The organism is Candidatus Seongchinamella marina (assembly GCF_026262685.1).
In the GTDB taxonomy this organism is placed as follows: Bacteria; Pseudomonadota; Gammaproteobacteria; order Pseudomonadales; family Halieaceae; genus Halioglobus; species Halioglobus marinus.
This window is the reverse complement of sequence record NZ_SHNP01000003.1, coordinates 146,229-165,899: the sequence shown is the minus strand read 5'-3', so window position 1 is coordinate 165,899 and position 19,671 is coordinate 146,229. Positions and strand designations below refer to the sequence as shown.

Annotated in this window: 14 protein-coding genes; 7 read left to right on the top strand and 7 right to left on the bottom strand. The window is 55.3% G+C overall.

The genetic code is table 11. From position 1 onward, the window contains the following. Positions 1-2: 2 nt before the first annotated feature. From waaC to tfpB, 4 genes are read right to left on the bottom strand one after another with little or no spacing between them, the layout of a single operon-like run. Positions 3-998: a lipopolysaccharide heptosyltransferase I gene (gene waaC, locus EYC87_RS09130; protein ID WP_279252600.1), complete on the bottom strand. Its 996-nt coding sequence runs from the start codon at positions 996-998 to the stop codon at positions 3-5. After that, positions 998-2,041 (bottom strand): lipopolysaccharide heptosyltransferase II, encoded by a 1,044-nt coding sequence (gene waaF / locus EYC87_RS09125; RefSeq protein ID WP_279252599.1) that lies wholly within the window; start codon positions 2,039-2,041, stop codon positions 998-1,000. Before waaF ends, waaC begins: the two co-directional genes overlap by 1 nt. Continuing rightward, complete coding sequence (gene glnE, locus EYC87_RS09120) at positions 2,038-4,926, bottom strand: bifunctional [glutamate--ammonia ligase]-adenylyl-L-tyrosine phosphorylase/[glutamate--ammonia-ligase] adenylyltransferase (protein WP_279252598.1); 2,889 nt, start codon at positions 4,924-4,926, stop codon at positions 2,038-2,040. Before glnE ends, waaF begins: the two co-directional genes overlap by 4 nt. 26 nt (positions 4,927-4,952) lie before the next feature. Then, complete coding sequence (gene tfpB, locus EYC87_RS09115; RefSeq protein WP_279252597.1) at positions 4,953-6,728, bottom strand: type IV pilus assembly ATPase TfpB; 1,776 nt, start codon at positions 6,726-6,728, stop codon at positions 4,953-4,955. Positions 6,729-6,936: 208 nt separating this feature from the next. Between tfpB and EYC87_RS09110 the strand changes: the two genes are divergently transcribed. The 6 genes from EYC87_RS09110 to ilvD all read left to right on the top strand — a co-directional run bounded on the left by EYC87_RS09110 (position 6,937) and on the right by ilvD (position 14,401). Further along, complete coding sequence (locus EYC87_RS09110) at positions 6,937-7,617, top strand: TIGR00153 family protein (protein WP_279252596.1); 681 nt, start codon at positions 6,937-6,939, stop codon at positions 7,615-7,617. A 14-nt stretch (positions 7,618-7,631) separates the two neighbouring features. After that, positions 7,632-8,912: an inorganic phosphate transporter gene (locus EYC87_RS09105; protein ID WP_279252595.1), complete on the top strand. Its 1,281-nt coding sequence runs from the start codon at positions 7,632-7,634 to the stop codon at positions 8,910-8,912. 161 nt (positions 8,913-9,073) lie between these two features. Then, positions 9,074-10,225, top strand: coding sequence for an acetylornithine deacetylase (gene argE / locus EYC87_RS09100; protein WP_279252594.1), 1,152 nt, complete (start codon positions 9,074-9,076; stop codon positions 10,223-10,225). Positions 10,226-10,446: 221 nt separating this feature from the next. After that, complete coding sequence (locus EYC87_RS09095) at positions 10,447-10,911, top strand: FKBP-type peptidyl-prolyl cis-trans isomerase (RefSeq protein ID WP_423243974.1); 465 nt, start codon at positions 10,447-10,449, stop codon at positions 10,909-10,911. Between the two features lie 152 nt (positions 10,912-11,063). Continuing rightward, positions 11,064-12,371: an amino-acid N-acetyltransferase gene (gene argA, locus EYC87_RS09090; protein WP_279252592.1), complete on the top strand. Its 1,308-nt coding sequence runs from the start codon at positions 11,064-11,066 to the stop codon at positions 12,369-12,371. 185 nt (positions 12,372-12,556) lie between these two features. Continuing rightward, complete coding sequence (gene ilvD / locus EYC87_RS09085; protein WP_040542598.1) at positions 12,557-14,401, top strand: dihydroxy-acid dehydratase; 1,845 nt, start codon at positions 12,557-12,559, stop codon at positions 14,399-14,401. Positions 14,402-14,469: 68 nt separating this feature from the next. On the opposite strand, the gene EYC87_RS09080 is transcribed toward ilvD, so the two are convergent. Both EYC87_RS09080 and EYC87_RS09075 read right to left on the bottom strand, forming a co-directional pair. Beyond that, positions 14,470-15,303 (bottom strand): DUF6279 family lipoprotein, encoded by an 834-nt coding sequence (locus EYC87_RS09080; RefSeq protein ID WP_279252984.1) that lies wholly within the window; start codon positions 15,301-15,303, stop codon positions 14,470-14,472. Positions 15,304-15,325: 22 nt separating this feature from the next. After that, positions 15,326-16,279: a pyridoxal-phosphate dependent enzyme gene (locus EYC87_RS09075; protein ID WP_279252591.1), complete on the bottom strand. Its 954-nt coding sequence runs from the start codon at positions 16,277-16,279 to the stop codon at positions 15,326-15,328. 157 nt (positions 16,280-16,436) lie between these two features. Here EYC87_RS09075 and EYC87_RS09070 point away from each other — a divergent pair, with 157 nt between their 5' ends. Beyond that, the gene (locus EYC87_RS09070; protein ID WP_279252590.1) at positions 16,437-17,783 is read left to right on the top strand and encodes an alanine/glycine:cation symporter family protein; all 1,347 of its coding nucleotides are present in this window, start codon (positions 16,437-16,439) and stop codon (positions 17,781-17,783) included. A gap of 14 nt (positions 17,784-17,797) precedes the next feature. Here the strand turns inward: EYC87_RS09070 and leuA are convergent, their stop codons facing one another. Continuing rightward, positions 17,798-19,471 carry a 2-isopropylmalate synthase gene (gene leuA, locus EYC87_RS09065; RefSeq protein WP_007230603.1) on the bottom strand — a complete coding sequence of 558 codons (1,674 nt, stop codon included), beginning with the start codon at positions 19,469-19,471 and terminating at the stop codon, positions 17,798-17,800. Positions 19,472-19,671: the final 200 nt, after the last annotated feature.

Here is a 19,671-nt window from a genome sequence, read left to right as displayed (position 1 = left end):
CGTCAGTGCCCTGCCGGGAGAATAGACTGCAACTCGGACCAGGCTTGCTGCGGATCAATGGCGCTCATCATCGCCACCGGATCAGCAGTGTCGCTCACACCCACCTCAGACTGGATATGCACCTGATTGCGACCATAAGCACCAATCAGCTGAGTACTTGTCGGCCCGTAGAGCGATACGCTGGGTACATCCAATGCGGCGGCCAGATGGCCTAGCCCGGTATCAACGGCAACAGCGCCATCGGCCTCCAGCAACAGACCGGCAACGCCCACAAGATTCAGTTTAGGCAAGACCTTGGCAGACTGACATTGGCTGGCAATGCGGCCAGCACGCGCCTTCTCCTCTTCGTTGCCCCAGGGCAGCCAAACGGGATAGCCCTGTTCGTGAGCCTTGTCAGCAAGTTCAATCCAGTGCGATTCTGGCCACAGCTTTTCGTCTCTGGCGGTACCATGGAAAAAGAGCAATCCTTTAGATCGACTGGATTTCCCGCCGACCAGGTTGTCACGAACCCCATAATCACCTTTTTCAGCAGGAACCTCGTAGCGCAAGGCCTTGGCAAACAACAGACGCGTTCGTTCCACCGCGTGCATGTCTGCGGGTACAGCAAGTTTGTGTTGATAAATTGCTGAGGCCAGCGGTTCGCGCGCTGAATGCTTATCGAGTCCGTAAATGGGCGCTTTTACCAGGCGAGCTACGAAGGCGCTCTTGAGCAGGCCCTGGGCATCGATGACCGCGTCATAATGATTTCGCCTGAGCTGACTGCGGCATTCACGCCACTCGGGGCCGGAGAAATCCCGTAACGGGCGCTTACGCCATCGCCGCAGGGCAATAGGGATGACCTTGTCGACCGCTGAGTGCCAGGCTGGAATCTCGGCAAAGGCTTCTTCAACAACCCAATCGAAATGTATACCCGGAACGGCGGCCGCAGCGTCAGTCAGTGCCGGCAGTGTATGGACCACGTCCCCCAGGGACGACATTTTGACAAGCAGGACGCGCATCAAGCCTCGCTAGTTACCGCCAATAAAGCGTCTAGTTTATCAGTAAGCTCGCCCACTGGGGTGTCACGCATGCACTTATGATGGCCCAGAGGGCACTCACGCTGGAAACAGGGCGCGCAGTTAATTGCGCTGACCACAACGCTACTGTTGTCGTTAAGAGGCGGTGTAAAGCCAGGAGATGTTGCTCCGTATATCACCACCAAAGGCCGTGACAGCGCTGCTGCGATATGCATTAGCCCGGAGTCATTGCTCACCACGGCGGTGGCCAGTGACAGCATATCTACCGCCTCAGCTAATTGGGTGCGGCCCGCCAAATCAAAGCAGCGCGCGCTAGCGCCGGATGCCGCTGCAATTTGCGCCGTAACCCCCTGATCATTAATGGAGCCAAACAAGGCCACTTGCCAGCCGCGATCAAGAAACTGCTTCGCCAACTGACCGTAATACTCGGCGGGCCAACGTTTGGCGCTGCCAAATTCTGCTCCAGGGCACAAAGCCAGGATTGGCATATCCGCAGCGATGCCAAACTTATCGCGACACTCTCTGGCCTGGATTTCATCCACCACTAGTCTCGGGGTGGGCAATACCTCTGGAAGCACTGCGGAGGCGTCCTGACCTAAAGCCGCAAACTGCTGCACCATCAAAGGCAGGTCTTGCTCTCTCAAGACGCGCATATCATTAAGTAAGCCATAGCGCATTTCACCGCGCCAGCCAGTGCGTCTGGGAATGCCGGCGAACCAGGGAACCAGGGCAGACTTGAACGAGTTGGGCAGCATAATGGCCTGGTCGTAATGCTCCGCGCGCAGGCCTCGACCCAACTTCCAACGCCGGCCAAGTGCGAGTTCTCCGTGCCCGATAGCTTTGGTAATGGCTTGATTCACTTCCGGCATACGTTCAAGAATGGGCTCACTCCAGACCGGTGCTGCAACATCGATAACCACGCCTGGCCTGGTCTCCTGCAAGAACCGGTAAAGCACCTGGGACATCACCATATCTCCTACCCAGGAGGGCCCGATGACCAGTATCTTTTCAGGCAACTGATTCATGCCTTCGCCGCCTGTTCCTCGATCTCACCAAACAAGGCCTGCCAACGCCCCTGTACCCGGCTTCTCTGATCGTTGAATTGTGCTGTACTGACCTCAGTCGGCTCCTGCTGCAAGGCCAACTGATGAGCGGCGCCTCGATAGTCCAGGTACGCCTGGGTAAGATCCTGGGCCTCATCGCTGGAAAAAAGGCCCTCCTTGCCCAATACCTCGAGAATGCGAACATTATCAGACCAACGCGCCAGCTCCGGATGACTGTGAGCCCAGGCCAGAACAGCGAATTGCACCATGAACTCAATATCAACAATGCCACCACTGCCCTGTTTCAAGTGGAACAAGGTGTTGTCGCCCTCGCTCAACAAATGCTCGCTCATGCGCCTGCGCATTTTGACCACGTCCCGAGCAAGCTCAGCGTGTTCCCGCGGCTTGCAAAGAATGTCCTTACGAACCTGCGCTACCCGGGCAGCCACCGCGGGATCGCCGGCTGCAAACCGGGCCCTCACCAATGCCTGATGCTCCCAGGTCCAGGCGCTCTTTTGCTGATAGTTGGAAAAGCCATCGACCCCAGGTACCAGGGAGCCTGAGTTACCATCCGGCCTGAGCCGCATGTCTACCTCGTACAGCTGGCCCAGGGCCATACGTGTCTCGAGAATATGGATCATGCGCTGTCCCAGGCGCATATAAAAAACACTGTTGTCGATGCTGCGCTCACCATCTGTAGAGCCGCGAACACCCTCGTGGATAAACACCAGGTCCAGATCTGAACCGTATCCCAGCTCTATCCCGCCCAGCTTGCCATAACCGAAAACGGCAAAACCAGAGCCATCACTTTGGCGCTTGGGTTCACCGTGTTTACGGGCCAGGTCAGCCCATGAAACTGCAAGCACCTGTTCCAGAATCACCTCGGCAATCCAGGTCAGGTTGTCACTGACTTTCATCACCGGCAAGCGCCCGGCAATTTCGCTAGCGGCGACACGTAAAACCTGCGATGCCTTGAAATAACGTAAGGCATCCATCTGCGCCTCCAGGTCATCGGTAGCCAGGCGCGCGACCTGCTGGGAGAGCTGCTCGCGCAACTCCTCTTTATCAGGGGCGTTATAAAGGCTGGACCGATCGAGAAACTCATCCAGTAAGACCGGATTGCGCGACATTTGCTCCGCGATCCAGGGACTGGCGCAACACAGCGAAACCAACTCCGCCAGGGCCGGCGGATTTTCCATGAGCAGCACCAGGTAGGCACTGCGCCGGAGCACCGCAATCACCAGAGGCAGCACCCGGTGAAGGGCAAGATCCGGATTAACTGATTCGCTACAGGCACGTACCAGCAGCGGCATGAACTGCTCCAGTCGCTCTCTGCCCTCCACCTGCAGCGCCGTCACCCTGTTGCTGCTGCGCAAGTGTTGCAATCGCTGCAGGGTCACATCGGCATCGCTGTAGCCCAACGTTGCCAGCGCTGCGCTACTCATGTCCTCACCCCACAGGTCGAGGCCATCTTCATCGACGCTTGCACAATTCTCTTCTTCCGGCGGCGCAATCAATTCGGAAAAATGGCCGGCAACATTGTCCCGGTGCTGCTGTAGAGCGGCCCTGTAATGCTCCCAACTTGCAAAGCCCATGACTGTTGCCATGGCCAACTGCCTTAGCGCGTCGCCCGGCAGCTCCTGTGTCTGCTTATCCTGATAACCCTGTATGGCGTGTTCGCTATCCCGCAGAAATAAATAGGCGGCTCGTAATTCATCGACTACCTCCCTTGGCAAGCAGCCCAGGCTGACACACTCCTCCAGCACCAGCAGCAATTCGCGCTGCTGCAAGCCCAGGTCGCGTCCCCCTCGAATCAGCTGAAAGCACTGGGCAATAAACTCAACCTCTCGAATACCACCATGACCTAGTTTAACGTTGTCCTGCAGCCCACGGCGCCGGACCTCTGCGGTAATCATCTGTTTCATCCCGCGCAAACTGTCAATCACACCGAAGTCCACGTAACGGCGATAAATAAATGGCCGCAGGCTTTGCATCAATCGCTGCGCCACGCTCGGATCGCCGGTCACCGGGTTTGCCTTGATCAGTGCATAACGTTCCCAGTCCCTGCCCTGATCCTGGTAGTACTCTTCAAGCGCCGTGAAGTTATGCACCAGTGCACCGCTCTCGCCATAGGGGCGCAATCGCATGTCTACACGAAATACAAAACCCTCCGGAGTTACCTGGTCCAGGGCATTGATCACACCCTGTCCTACCTTGATAAAGAACTCCTCGTTGCTGATGGGTCGTTTTTCGCTATTGGTATAGCCCGCCTCTGGATAGGCGAAAATCAGGTCGATGTCAGATGAGACGTTGAGCTCCCTGGCTCCCAGCTTGCCCATGGCAAGAACGATCAGTTCCTGAGGTTCACCGCTGTCTTTGCCGATGGGAACACCGAAGCGTTGCTCCAGCTCAGCCTGAGTGCAAGACAGGGCTTCAGTGATACAGGCTTCCGCCAACAACGAGGTATCTCGCACAGTTTCCCGGGTATCTGCCAGGCGACAAAAGTCTCGCCAGACAATGCGCAACATGTGACGTTGCCGGAAGCCACGCAAACAGGAACCCAGGTCCTGGTTTTCTGAGGCCAGCGCCGCCACCAGTTGAGCGTGAAAATCCGCCTCGTCCAGCGACTGCTGAATAAAATCACCAGACAACACCTCCAACAACAAGCCCGGCTTCCGCTTGCTGAGCTCAGCGATAAACGCACTACAGGAAAGAGCTCTAGCAAGCTGTTCACTGACCGGACGGACAGCAGCTGCGACTCGCAGTTTGTCTGCCTGAACCGGGTCGGCCCGATCCAGAATATTTTCCCAGGCCGCCAGCGCCTGCTCTGCAAGAGGATCCGGCAAGCTGCTTGTCTCAACACTCATAGGAATTCTCGGCGATCACTAACAAATCAGGCGTCCAGAACAGGAGCAACCCGCATGACCTCCTCAATAGTCGTCTGCCCCCGCGCCACTCGGCCGGCGCCGGAAAGGCGCAATGTTTTCATGCCGCCGGCCATTGCAATTTCACGAATTCGGGCGGTCTCTAAATGCGAGTGAATCTCCTGCTGCAAGGCCGGACTGTTAACAAGCACCTCGTAAATTCCCTGACGCCCCATATACCCTGTTTCACGGCACTCCTTGCAACCGCCTGGCCTTGCCACTTTTTCCGGAGGGTCGATTTGCCACGGTGCTGTTAATTGCTTCCAGGCATCTATGTCCAGGGGCTCCCATGTTTTACAGCTGGGGCACAATATTCGCACCAGGCGCTGGGACATGATGCCTCGCACTGTGGCCTTTAACAGGTATGCGGGGACGCCTAGTTCCAGTAGTCGCGAGATTGAGCTGGGTGAATCATTGGTGTGCAAGGTCGAGAGCACCAGGTGACCGGTCAGTGCTGCCTGCACCGCCATGTTGGCGGTTTCCAGGTCGCGAATCTCTCCGATCATGATGATATCGGGGTCCTGGCGCATTAAGGCGCGAACACCGGACGCAAAATCCAAATTGATGCCGTGATTGACCTGCATCTGGTTAAAGGCCTCCTCGATCATCTCGATAGGATCCTCAATGGTGCAGACATTCACCTGAGCAGTGGCCAACTGACGCAGGGTTGAGTAAAGGGTCGTGGTTTTACCTGACCCCGTGGGACCGGTAACCAAAACGATGCCGTTGCCCATCCGGGTCATATCATCCCAACGAATCAGGTCTTCCTCTGCCAGGCCCAGTTGTTCAAAACTTTTTTGCAGTACATCCGGATCGAAAATACGCATTACCAATTTTTCGCCAAATGCGGTGGGCAGGGTTGCCAGTCGCAACTCCACTTCATTGCCCTCAGGGGTACGCGTTTTCAAGCGACCGTCCTGAGGTCTGCGCTTTTCAGCCACATCCATGCGTCCAAGGATCTTGATGCGGCTGGAGACTGCTGCACTGACCTGCTGTGGCAATTCGTAAACACTGTGCAGCACGCCATCAATGCGGAAGCGGACATTACCCACGTCACGCCTGGGCTCAATATGAATGTCACTGGCGCGCTGCTCAAACGCGTACTGCAGCAGCCAGTCAACAATGTTAACAATGTGCTGGTCGTTGGCGTCGGGTTCCTTCATTGAACCCAACTCCAGCATTTGCTGCAGGTTGGAGGTGCCAGGCTTGTTCTCTAGACTGTCAGCACTGCGGGCCCCGCGAACGGAAACCGCCATGGTGTAGAACTCGGAAGTGTGGCGAGCAATGTCGCGAGGGTCGGCCAAGACCCGACGGATTCGCTTACGCAGCACATGCTCCAGATTTCCTTCCCACCCGCGTATAAACGGCTCGGCTGAAGCTATCCATACCTCATCATCTTTTACTTCAACAGCGAGGATACGATGGCGTTCAGCAAAGGCCTGGGACATGACATCCGCAACGGCGGTGACATTAATTTTCAGTGGGTCAATGGAGTAAACCAATTGGTCTGTCGTTTCACTCAGCCAGGCCAGCAGGCTATCCATATCCAGCAAGCTGCCAGAACGGGACGGATCTTCAAGCACTTGCTCTGCCAGAAAGATCAACGGATGCACCTTGACCCGGGCGTTTCTGGTCACCCGCAGCATATCCTCCCGGGTTATCCTCCCGTCACTGAATAGCAGTTGGGCCAGCGAGGCCAGCTCCAGTCTGTGCTCCATGGCCTGTTCGCCGAAATGTGTTGCCATATTGGCTATCCCTGTTGGTAAACCGGTGCTTGCTAGGGCACTTATCGTCGGCCTGCACCTGAACCACTAATGCTAGCACAGGGTCTCGCGTGCCACCCCTTGATATAGGACATTAAGCCGGATGAGGCCCATGCGAAGATTTCGTGACGGCCGCGCGCTTTGTACCTATACTTCGCCGAAACGAAGTATCATGAAACGGAGAAACTCCATGGCTGGTAGAAACACTTTGGGCAGCTTGTTTGGGCGATCGCCTATAGGCCCCATACAGGAACATATGCAGGTAGCCTTCGAGGCTGCGGAGCATCTCCCAGAGCTGGTCCAAGCATCGGCAGATGAAGACTGGAATCGGGCCAAGGAAATTTACAAGGCCATTATCGAGTCTGAGAAAAATGCAGACAAAATGAAACGCGATGTCCGCAGGCATTTACCCAAAAGCCTGTTTCTGCCAGTGCCGCGTTCTGATCTGCTGGTATTAGTCGGCATTCAGGACCAGGTTGCCAATACCGCTCAAGATTTCGCCAGCATCCTGATGGGGCGAGACATGCGCTTTCCAGAAAAATTGGCCCCTGCAGTTCACGAACTGACCCAAACCAGCGTGGCTTGTTGCGGACAAGCGCTAGCTGCCATTCAAGAGCTGGATGAGTTGCTGGAAGTTGGCTTTAGCGGCCGTGAGGTCAAGCGAGTGGAAGCCATGCTCAATGAGTTGGACAAGCTGGAGCGACGCACTGACAAGCAACAATTCAACCTGCGCCGCAAGCTGTTCAAGCTGGAGGACGAACTCCACCCGGTTGACGTGATGTTTTACTACCGTGCCACGGCACTACTGGGCTCCCTGGCGGATTGTGCCGAAAAAGTCGGCGACCATCTGCAAATACTGCTAGCAAAATAACGAAGGGCTGAATAATGGAAATTATTGCTCAATACGGCAACGTATTCCTGATCATGGCCTGCCTGTTCGGATTCTTTATGGCCTGGGGGATTGGTGCCAATGACGTGGCCAACGCCATGGGCACCTCGGTCGGCTCCCGTGCCCTGACCATAAAACAGGCAATACTTATTGCCATGATCTTCGAGTTCCTCGGCGCCTATCTTGCCGGTGGGGAAGTGACCTCTACCATCCGCAAGGGCATCATTGACCCGCAAGTGATGGAAGATCAGCCGCAACTGATGGTTTACGGCATGATGTCCGCACTGCTGGCAGCAGGGACCTGGCTACTCATTGCGAGTATGAAGGGCTGGCCTGTTTCAACCACTCACTCAATCGTTGGTGCCATCGTTGGCTTTGCTTCGGTGGGGATTGCAGTGGACGCGGTCAACTGGGGCAAGGTCGGGGGTATTGTTGCCTCATGGGTAGTTTCACCGGTGCTCGCTGGCACCATATCCTTCGGGCTGTTCATGAGCGTGAAGAAGTTTATTCTCGATACTGATGACCCCTTCAGCAGGGCCAAGAAGTACATCCCTATTTACATGTGGATGGTGGGCTTCATGATCTCTATGGTGACCATGCTCAAGGGGCTCAAGCATGTTGGACTGGATCTCGACCTGGGCCTGGGTAGCAAGTTCGCAAACGCGATACCCGTTTCCGTTTTGGTAGGTCTGTTAGTCGCTTTTTTTGGTGCCATGCTATTGCGCAACATTAAGGATGACCAAGACCCCGACAACCGCTTTGCCAGCGTAGAAAGAGTATTTGCCATTCTCATGGTATTTACCGCCTGCTCTATGGCATTCGCCCACGGCTCCAATGACGTGGCCAACGCAGTTGGCCCGCTGGCGGCAATCGTTAGCACGGTGCAGTCTGGTGGAGAGATCGCGGCTAAGTCGGTCATGCCCTGGTGGATTCTGCTTATTGGTGGCCTGGGTATCGTCATCGGCCTCGCTACCTACGGCTGGAAAGTTATCACCACAGTGGGGCGTAAAATCACCGAACTCACCCCCAGTCGCGGTTTTGCCGCAGAGTTGGGCGCCGCTGCCACAGTGGTGACGGCATCCGCTACCGGACTGCCTATTTCAACGACCCATACTCTGGTTGGCGCAGTACTTGGCGTGGGCTTCGCCCGTGGCATCGCTGCCCTGAACCTCAGGGTCATCGGCAATATTTTCATGTCCTGGGTTATCACGCTACCCGCTGGCGCCGGTCTGGCTATCCTGTTCTTTTTCTTATTCAAGGGCATCTTTAATCCCTGATATAACAGCGACAGAACTTACCCGCGATCACCACCTTGGTCGCGGTGTCTCCCGCCAAGGTCTACACTCAAGGCTGCGGCCCTGTGCACGGGCCATTACGACGCGGCTCTCGACAGACGATGCTGCAACTTTCGTTTTAACACCAGAGCGGCTGCTACTGCATGTCCAATACTGAAAAGCGCATTATCGACCAGCTTGGCCAACTGATCAGTACACCCTCGGTCAGCTCTACTGATCCGGGCTGGGACCAGGGCAACCGCGCGGTCATTGATTTATTGGCGAGCTGGCTAACTGACATGGGCTTCGCCACAGATATTCAGGCTATTAACAGCGACGGCAGTAAAGCCAACCTGATCGCCAGCCGGGGCACTGGCCCCGGGGGGCTTGTGCTTGCAGGGCACACGGACACTGTGCCCTACGACGAAGGTCGCTGGAACAGTGACCCGCTGGGACTCAGCGAGCGCAACAACCGGCTTTATGGGCTGGGCAGCACAGACATGAAGGGCTTTTTCCCTCTGGCAATGGCCGCGGCTGCAAGCTTTGGTGATACGCCGCTGCAGCAGCCCCTGATTATTCTAGCCACCGCCGATGAAGAGAGCTCCATGAATGGCGCCCGGGCACTGGCTGCCGCAGGCCAACCGAAGGCAAGAGCGGCAATTATTGGCGAGCCAACCTCCTTGATGCCAGTGCGTATGCACAAGGGCATCATGATGGAGGCGGTGCATATCACCGGGCAGGCTGGTCACTCGTCTAACCCCTCTCTGGGTAACAGCGCCCTGGACGGCATGCATTCAGTTATGGGCGATCTGGTCGCTTTTCGAGAAGAAATGGTGGAGCGCTACAGCAACCCACTGTTTGAGGTGGCTTATCCCACCCTTAACCTGGGTTGCATTCATGGTGGCGATAGCCCCAATCGAATCTGTGGCCAAAGCGAGCTGCATTTTGACCTGCGCATGACCCCGGGAGGGGACAACACTCAGGTACGCGAAGACATTCGTGCACGACTCTCCGCCATCGGACAGACCCGGGGCCTGGATATCGAATTACGATCCCTGATACAGGATGTTTCTCCGTTCGAGCAAGCTGCAGATAGCGAACTGGTCAAGTTAGCCGAGCAACTAACCGGCCACAGTGCCACGGCAGTGGCCTTTGCCACCGAGGCGCCATTCTTGCAACAGCTGGGTATGGACACCATCGTCATGGGCCCGGGCTCCATAGATCAGGCACACCAACCCGACGAATTTATGCCGCTGGACCAAATCGAGCCCTGCATAAGGCTGCTCGAAAGCTGCATACGGCATTACTGCTTGTAAGCACTTGCATTGACTCCCACAAAGCGGCGGATATACTGCCCCGGCCTGATGGCTACTCTTTATGACCTGCATTTACGTTCAGCAATAAAGTTCCTCTTCCTGTTTTTCATAAGTAACCGCCCCATCAGCCTGAGGCCGCCTAATCAGTGGCATTTTAAACATTTAGAGTGGTGGCCCAGAACGTCACCATCCACGGCAAAACAGGAGTTCCAACCATGTCACTGCTTATTGGCGACAAGCTCGTTGTAACCATTCACTACACTCTGACCGACGAATCCGGCGAAGTCATCGACAGCTCCGAAGGCGCTGATCCTCTGGCCTACCTGCATGGCGCTGGCAACCTGATTCCCGGATTGGAACGAGAGCTATTAGGTAAAACTGCCGGTGCCAGCTTGAAGGCAACAGTTTCACCAGAAGATGGATACGGAGAATTTCAACCGGAGCTGGTTGAAACTGTGCCCCGTGAAGCCTTCGAAGGTATTGAAAGAATAGAAGCCGGCATGGCCTTCGAGGCCGAGGGTTCAGACGGCCAGGCCCGCCGAGTCGTGGTCAAGGGAGTCAGCGATGACGGCATTACGATCGATGGCAATCACCCCCTGGCAGGTGTCGAACTAAACTTCGATGTGCAGGTGGTTGACGTGCGAGAGGCCAGTGAAGAAGAAATCGCCCACGGCCACGTGCACTAATTCCGGCTACCCCTATCAGGGCCAAACACTATTATCAGCCCGCTAACGCGGCCCACTCCCCTCCATCAATTGTGAAAAATTTCCATTAGGTGAATGGCTGTGCTTTCTGTACTCTTGATAATTCGCTAATAATCAATGACTTGGGAGACGAGGTGACTACGCCAGGCAGGGCCCACATCCGCTGGTTCAGAAATACCGCACCCTACATCAACCTGCACCGGGGTAAGACCTTCGTGCTGATGTTGGGGGGTGAAGTCGCGCAACACGAAAACTTCGCCAATGTCATCCACGATATCGCTCTGCTGAAGAGCCTGGGCGTGCGACTGGTATTGATTCACGGTTCCCGGCCACAAATTGCTTCGCGCCTGGAGACTGCGGGTATTCAGAGCAACTTTTATCAGGACGTCAGGATTACCGATACCGATGCCCTGGAACATGTAAAAGATGCCGCCGGATCCTTGCGCTCCCAAATCGAAGCATTGCTCTCCATGGGGTTACCGAACTCACCAATGCAGGGCTCACACATGCGGGTCTGCTCTGGAAACTTTGTCACCGCGAGGCCAACCGGCGTGGTCGATGGCGTAGATTTTCAGCATACTGGCAAAGTCAGGCGCATCGACACAGAGGGTATTCATCGTCAATTACGCGATGACTCCATTGTCCTGCTTTCACCGCTGGGCTATTCCCCTACCGGAGAGATTTTCAACCTGGCGTTAGAAGACATCGCTGTGAACTGCGCTGCTGCGATCTGCGCAGACAAACTGATCCTGTTTAGCAGTGAAGCGGGAATCACCAATACCGAAGGTGATCTTATCCGTCAGCTCTCGCTGGGAGACATTGAACAACTTCCTTTGGCAAATGCAGAGCAAGGTGCGCTTTTGCACACTGCCAGGCAGGCGTGCCTGGAAGGTGTACCCCGCTGCCAAATTATCAGTTACCAGGATGATTGCGCGCTACTTGAAGAACTATTTACTCACGATGGTAGCGGCACCCTGGTCGCCAACCGGGACTATGAAAAATCGCGGCAGGCAGGAATCGACGACGTCGGCGGAATTCTCGAGCTGATCGAGCCTCTGGAGCAGGAAGGCATTCTTCTCAAGCGTTCCAGGGAGTTGCTTGAAACCGAGATTGACCTTTTCAGGTTACTGGAGCGGGACGGCCGAATCATCGCCTGTGCCGCCCTGTACCCCTTCCCCGAAGACCACTGCGGTGAGTTGGCCTGCATTGTGTCTCACCCAGACTATCGGGGTGGCAAGCGTGCCCAGCGTTTGCTGGCCGAGCTTGAGCAGGAGGCCATTAATATGGGCCTCAAGAGTGTTTTTGTGCTGAGCACACAGACCGCCCATTGGTTCCGCGAACAAGGTTTTGTGGAAAGCTCACGCGACCAGCTCCCGGGACACAAACAGTCGCTCTATAATCTGCAGCGCAATTCCAAGGTGTTCTTCAAGACTCTGTCCTGACCTTGCGTCGGGCCCTCAAGCGTCCTCGGCATCCTCATTTTTGATCACGCACGTCGCCTGGCTCGTGGCGCTCGCTGCAACCCTCACACGAAGAAACTTCCGCGGTTTTTTGCTATCCTTCGCGGCTTAAATTACGACTCAACTGCGACTCCTACAGAAGCCGCAAATTCAAACGGTACATGATCATGCCCGACTATCGCTCCAAAACCTCCACTGGCGGCCGCAATATGGCTGGCGCCCGCGCCCTCTGGCGTGCCACCGGTATGAAAGATGGCGACTTCGGCAAGCCTATTATCGCTGTAGTGAATTCGTTCACCCAGTTCGTACCGGGGCATGTGCACCTTAAAGACCTGGGGCAACTGGTGGCCCGGGAAATCGAGGCCGCTGGTGGCGTAGCCAAAGAATTCAACACCATCGCCGTAGACGATGGAATCGCCATGGGCCATGACGGCATGCTCTATAGCCTTCCCTCCCGCGATATTATTTCCGATTCGGTTGAATACATGGTCAACGCCCACTGCGCCGACGCCATCGTATGCATATCCAACTGTGACAAGATCACTCCGGGAATGCTCAATGCTGCCATGCGCCTGAACGTGCCCGCAGTCTTTGTATCTGGCGGGCCTATGGAGGCCGGCAAAACCAAACTGTCCGAGCACAAACTCGACCTGGTAGATGCCATGGTCATTGCCGTAGACGATTCAGCCAGTGACGAAATGGTTGCCGAATACGAGCGTTCTGCCTGTCCGACTTGTGGCTCTTGCTCTGGCATGTTCACCGCCAACTCGATGAACTGCCTCACCGAGGCATTGGGCTTGTCCCTGCCAGGCAATGGCTCCACGCTTGCCACCCATGCGGACCGAGAGCAGCTATTCCTGCGCGCCGGCCGCCTGGTTGTCGAACTTTGCAAACGCTACTACGAACAGGATGATGAGTCAGTTCTACCGCGAAACATTGGCAATTTCGAGGCATTCGAGAACGCCATGAGCCTGGACATTGCTATGGGCGGCTCCACCAACACAATCCTGCATCTGTTGGCAGCAGCCCAGGAAGCGGAGCTTGATTTCACCATGGCCGATATAGACAGGCTGTCGCGCAAGATTCCACAGCTTTGCAAGGTGGCTCCCAATACGCCCAAATATCATATGGAAGATGTGCACCGCGCAGGTGGCATTATGGGTATTCTGGGCGAGCTGGATCGCGCCGGCCTGCTGCATACCAACTGCTCGACCATTCACAGTCCCACTATGGGGGACGCCCTGGACAATTGGGATATTGTGCGTACAGACAATGCCGAGGTTCACAAATTTTTCAGCGCCGGGCCAGGCGGTATTCCAACCCAAACTGCCTTCAGCCAGGACTCGCGTTGGCCGTCGCTGGACGACGACCGCAGCGATGGTTGTATTCGCTCTCTGGAAAATGCGTTCTCGCTGGAAGGAGGGTTGGCAGTCCTAACCGGCAATATCGCCGAGAATGGCTGCGTCGTAAAAACCTCAGGCGTCGACGAATCGATTCTGGTTTTCTCCGGGCCCGCACATGTCTGCGAGAGCCAGGAGGGAGCGGTTGCCGATATCCTCGAAGATAAGGTAAAAGCCGGTGACGTGGTGATCGTCCGCTATGAGGGTCCCCGCGGAGGCCCGGGCATGCAAGAGATGCTGTACCCTACCAGCTACATCAAGTCCAAAGGGTTGGGCAGCGCCTGTGCCCTACTGACTGACGGCCGCTTCTCCGGTGGTACCTCTGGACTGTCAATCGGCCATGCCTCTCCCGAAGCAGCTGCTGGCGGCGCTATCGCCCTGGTAGAAAATGGCGACCTTATTGAGATTAATATTCCCGCACGCAGCGTTAACGTCATGTTATCCGAGGAAGAGCTTGCAGCCCGGCGTGAAGCCATGGAGGCCAGGGGCGACAAAGCCTGGCAACCAATGGAACCAAGGCCCCGCAAGGTCAGCGCTGCGCTCAAGGTTTATGCCAAAATGACGACAAGTGCGGATAAGGGCGCCGTGCGCGATTTGTCACTACTGGATTAAGCAACTCAACTCAGTTGAGTGATGAATAAACAACATTCTGCCAGCGGTTTAAATCATCCCTGGATGATTTATCGCCGCGCTATCAGTGACTCGATATCCTCGCGAAAATCAGCCAGTTTTTTCCGTAGTCGTCTGTCCTGCTTATCGCTGCGAACGTTCGCGACTTGCGCCAGTGCTCTGAAAATCACCTGGCTGTTGTGCTCAAAAATTTCCAGGTATTCGGCGGAGGTCGTTTGCTCGCGGGTAGCAAGGGCGTCACGAATGCCCTGTTGCCAGCCTTCTTCACGCTGCAGTAGCACTTCCCGGCGCTCAAGCCATTCGGCTCTCTCCCGCAACCAGATGGTATCGGCGCGACGCATGTCTTGTGCTGCCTGATCCAGGTAACCGCGCTGCTCACTGTCTAGTCGACCCATGAAGTCCTGTACCGAATCCTCCAGATTTTCATAAGCTTCTTGCCGGTATTCTTCGTCAGTACGGGGTAAATACTCTTCTTCGTACTCCACCTGCTTTTCACGCAAGTTTTCAGTAAATTCTTCCAACTGCTCTCGAGACAACTCCTCCCCCAGCGCCAGCATCCACTCAAGGGCACGCCATTCAATACGGTCCCAGGCATCCTCAAACTGAGTGGCGATTTCTGCCACCTGAGCCTGGCTTACCTCTGCATCGAGCGTTTGCTCCATGCCATCCAGTAATAGCAGATAGGCCGGAAGCTCTTCCGTGCGGTGCCAGTTGAGAAACGGCTGTAATTGGTCATCCAGGAAGGTTTTCTGATCACGATCCAGGCCTACGTATTTGCCCATGTACCAGGGAATAATAAAGTCCAGCCGGTTATAAACAAAGGTGGTGCTACTGCAACCGACAAGGGCCAGCAAGAGAACAAACAGCAGAGCGTTGCGAATCATTTGTGTCAAAAGCCCTCCTGAATTACCAGGGTAAATTATCCAGATCTACATTGCCGCCGCTCACAACAACACCAACGCGGCGCTGCCGAAACCGCTCCGGGTGCTCTAGCAGACCGGCAAAACTTACCGCGCCTGATGGCTCCACCAGCTGTTTCATCCGGGTCCACTGTAACTGCATCGCTTGGACGATTACAGTGTCCGGGACTGTGAGAATTGTGTCTACATGCTTGCGGATAATGTCGAAGTTGAGTTCACCCAGGCCAGCTCGCAAACCATCGGCAATCGTTTGCGGATTATTTTGCGGTTGTAATTCACCCAGGCCAAAAGAACGAAAGGCATCGTCTGCGCCCTCCGGTTCCACTGCTACTACTTCGATGTTGGAATTGCTCTCTTTCACGGCAATCGCAGTGCCTGCCAGTAATCCCCCACCTCCCACTGGAACAACCACCACATCAAGGTCCTCTACCTGCTCCAGTAATTCCAACATAGCGGTACCCTGCCCTGCGATAATGCGCGAATCATTGTAGGGATGAACTTCGTGGGCACCGGTTTGTTCAATGACTGTGGCAACGGTCGACTCTCTGGCTGCTAGCGTAGGCTCACATTCGATGATCAGGCCTCCGTATGCGGCCACGGCCTCTTTTTTGACCCTTGGCGCATTGGAGGGCATCACAATATGCGCGGGAATATTGCGGGCCGAAGCCGCCATCGCCAAAGCCGCGCCGTGATTGCCCGACGAGTGCGTTGCAACCCCCGCCGCTGCCGCATCGTCATCAAGGCTAAGCACCGCATTGATAGCCCCCCTCGCCTTAAATGCGCCTGCTTTCTGCAAGTGCTCACATTTAAAGAACACATTCGCGCCCGTAAGCTGGTCTAGCAAATGACTGGACATCACCGGCGTTCGATGGAGATGAGGAGAAATTCTACACCAGGCCTCTTGCAAGTCTTCCAGCACTGGCAACACCCTTTCAGTCATCTGTAATTTCCTTCAAAAATTAGGCGCGGCAGGGCGTAAACTGGATAAGCCCATATCAACAAGACACACCTGTCTTGCTGCAGTCAGAGCGGCAGTTTAGCTGCCAACGCGAGCTACCGCCATGTTACGGTATGAGCCAAATCATTGAGAACAAATAATGCAAGCTCTGGAACAACTATCGATCGACTTTGCCAATGCCGTCTGGGGCACACCGCTGGTAATGCTGCTGTTACTGGGTGGCCTGTTTTTCGCGCTGTACTCCGGATTTTTGCCCTACCGACACTTTGGGCATGCACTGGGGCTGGCGCTGGGTCGTCACAATACTCCGGATCAGCCCGGAGAATTAAGCCATGGCCAGGCACTGGCAGCGGCGCTCTCCGGCACTATGGGCCTGGGTAATATCTCAGGAGTAGCACTGGCGGTAGTGGCTGGCGGCCCGGGCGCTGTTTTCTGGATGTGGGTCTCTGCACTGGTGGGCATCGCAACCAAATTCTTTACCTGCAGCCTTGGCGTCATGTACCGGGGTGAAGACAGCCTGGGTCGCCTGCAAGGTGGCCCCATGTACATTATTCGTGAGGCATTGCCCCGTTCACTGTACCCGCTCGCTGTATTATTTTCCCTGGCGGGCTTGATCGGCACGCTACCGATGTACCAGGCCAATCAATTGACCGCCCTCATCCGGGAAAACCTGTTCTCCACTCAAGAACCACTGCTGGTAAACGGTGCCATTGGGCTGGTGCTCGCCCTGGTCGTGGGTACGGTTGTTTTTGGCGGACTGCAGCGCGTCGCGAAAGTGGCGGTGACCGTGTTACCGCTAATGGTACTTCTCTACATGGCCATGACGTTTTACTTGTTGGCGTCTCATTTGGACGAGATTCCGGCGCTGCTGGCAAACATTGTTAACAGCGCGTTCAGTGCCGAGGCGGCCGGTGGCGGCTTGCTGGGTGTCATGTTGATTGGCATAAGCCGGGCAGCATTTTCCAATGAGGCGGGCGTCGGGACTGAAGTGATGGCCCACGGCGCAGCGCGAACCAATGAACCGATTCGCGAGGGCCTGGTTGCCATGTTGGGTCCAGTGGCAGACACATTGATTGTTTGCACCTGCACCGCGCTAGTCATTCTGATCGCCGGCAACTGGCAAAACCCAGGAGAGCTCAGCGGCATTACCCTCACATCGAACGCCTTTGCTCAAGAGATGGGAAATGTCGGGGTGGCGCTGCTTTTTCTCGTCACTCTGATACTCAGCAGCACCACCATGTTTACTATGTGGTACTACGGAGCCAAGTGTTTCGGCTTTTTATTTGGTGCCGAAGTGCAACACCATTATCGCTGGTTTTTTGTTGCAACCGTGATCTTCGGCTCGCTGGTCAGCCTGGACATTGTCTTTAATCTGATTTCAGCCGCTTATGGCTTGATGGCAATACCGACAATGACAGCAACGCTATGGTTAGCGCCCAGAGTGAAAGAGGCCGCCAAGGATTACTTTACCAGGCACCCTTATTAGCGCGGCCAACTGAATCAAGCTGCTGCGTTCTGTTGCTGCTCCGCTGATTTGTTAATCGCGCGCAAAATACCATCCAGTGAAGCTTGTACGATATCGTGACTGCGGCCGCAGCCGCAGAAGCGGTCGCCTTCGATGTTCAGCTGAATGTAACAAACCGCTTCAGCATCGGCGCTCTGGCCAAGGGCATGCTCGCTGTACTCAACCAGCACAATTTGCTTACCCGTGAATTTTTCCATCGCGTCAACAAAAGATGCCACGACACCGTTGCCGGTGCCGGTGATGGTTTCCTGTGTGTCGCCAAGCATCAGTTCAGCGTGCAACTTATCAACCTGATCTTCTCGGGAAACCTTATAGTTGCCCAACTGCCAGCGACCTGCTCCGTTGAGATAAGTCTGTTGAAACAAAGAGAAGATGTCCTCGGAGCCAACCTCAGTCTCCTTCTCTTCCGCATAGGCCTGCACTGCTGAACTAAAGTCAACCTGCAGCCAGCGAGGCAGCTCAAAGCCATAGTCTCGCTCCAGGACATAGGCGATACCGCCCTTGCCGGACTGACTATTGATGCGAATAACTTCCTGGTAAGAGCGACCAATATCAGCGGGATCAATTGGCAGATAAGCCACCTCCCATGCTTGCTCTTCATCGCGTCGCGACAGACACTTTTTAATCGCATCCTGGTGACTGCCAGAGAAGGCAGTGAAAACCAGCTCACCAGCCCAGGGGTGGCGAGGATGCACCGGCAAATGCGTACATTCTTTAACCGTGCGAATAATTTCATCCATATTGGCCAAGTTCAATTTTGGATCTACCCCCTGGCTGTAAAGGTTCATCGCCATGGTGACCACGTCCATGTTCCCGGTGCGCTCACCATTGCCCATCAGAGTGCCCTCTACCCGATCCGCACCGGCCATGACTCCCAGTTCTGCGGCGGCCACCGCACAGCCGCGATCATTATGGGTGTGCAGGGAGATCAGCAGGCTTTCACGGTTGGCCACCTTATCGCAGAACCATTCAATCTGATCGGCGTAAAGATTTGGAGTGCTCATCTCTACCGTTGCCGGGAGATTGATGATGACCGGTTTTTCTGGTGTAGGCTTCCACACTGCTGTTACTGCATTGCAAACATCAACGGCGAAGTCCAACTCGGTGCCGGTAAAGCTTTCCGGTGAGTATTCAAAAGTCCACTCGGTCTGCGGATACTTTTGGGCACATGCCTGCACTAGCTGGGCACCATTAACCGCTATATCAATAATGCCCTGCCTGTCCAGGCCAAACACTTGTTCGCGCTGTACCGTGGAAGTCGAGTTATACACGTGAACCACTGCGCGCTTGGCCCCCTTGAGCGACTCAAACGTTTTTTCAATAAGTTCCTTACGAGCCTGCACCAGCACCTGAATAGTCACATCTTCCGGAATGCGATCGTTATCGATTAACTCTCTGACAAAGTCGTAGTCATGACTGGAAGCTGAGGGAAACCCCACTTCGATTTCCTTGAAGCCGATTTTTACCAACTGGTCCCATAACAGGGACTTTTGACGAGCAGTCATGGGCTCGATCAGCGCTTGATTGCCATCGCGCAAGTCCACGCTGCACCAAAGCGGCGCTTTGTCGATAACCTGGTCCGGCCAGCGACGGTCGGTCTTGCCAACAGGCGCGAAAGGCTTGTACTTTTTATGATCGAAATTGCTCATGACTTCACCGGTCTTCTTCCATTGGATGGCTGCTCACCCGCGGGCGCGAGCCCTTTTGGGGTTTGGTGCGCAGTCTGCCAGAAAAGGTAGCTCTGGCCAGTCGGTTCGCACGAGTGAGTTTTCAGCCTGACGTACAGTATATTGCCTGAGAGAGAGCGAGGGATTGCAAATATGCCGCTATTATGGCAAATAAGAGCAAT

Bases quoted from the DNA above. Each gene is read 5' to 3' on its own strand.
- waaC (WP_279252600.1), bottom strand. From the start codon at position 998: ATGCGCGTCCTGCTTGTCAAAATGTCGTCCCTGGGGGACGTGGTCCAT.
- waaF (WP_279252599.1), bottom strand. From the start codon at position 2,041: ATGAATCAGTTGCCTGAAAAGATACTGGTCATCGGGCCCTCCTGGGTA.
- glnE (WP_279252598.1), bottom strand. From the start codon at position 4,926: ATGAGTGTTGAGACAAGCAGCTTGCCGGATCCTCTTGCAGAGCAGGCG.
- tfpB (WP_279252597.1), bottom strand. From the start codon at position 6,728: ATGGCAACACATTTCGGCGAACAGGCCATGGAGCACAGACTGGAGCTG.
- EYC87_RS09110 (WP_279252596.1), top strand. From the start codon at position 6,937: ATGGCTGGTAGAAACACTTTGGGCAGCTTGTTTGGGCGATCGCCTATA.
- EYC87_RS09105 (WP_279252595.1), top strand. From the start codon at position 7,632: ATGGAAATTATTGCTCAATACGGCAACGTATTCCTGATCATGGCCTGC.
- argE (WP_279252594.1), top strand. From the start codon at position 9,074: ATGTCCAATACTGAAAAGCGCATTATCGACCAGCTTGGCCAACTGATC.
- ilvD (WP_040542598.1), top strand. From the start codon at position 12,557: ATGCCCGACTATCGCTCCAAAACCTCCACTGGCGGCCGCAATATGGCT.
- EYC87_RS09080 (WP_279252984.1), bottom strand. From the start codon at position 15,303: ATGATTCGCAACGCTCTGCTGTTTGTTCTCTTGCTGGCCCTTGTCGGT.
- EYC87_RS09075 (WP_279252591.1), bottom strand. From the start codon at position 16,279: ATGACTGAAAGGGTGTTGCCAGTGCTGGAAGACTTGCAAGAGGCCTGG.
- EYC87_RS09070 (WP_279252590.1), top strand. From the start codon at position 16,437: ATGCAAGCTCTGGAACAACTATCGATCGACTTTGCCAATGCCGTCTGG.
- leuA (WP_007230603.1), bottom strand. From the start codon at position 19,471: ATGAGCAATTTCGATCATAAAAAGTACAAGCCTTTCGCGCCTGTTGGC.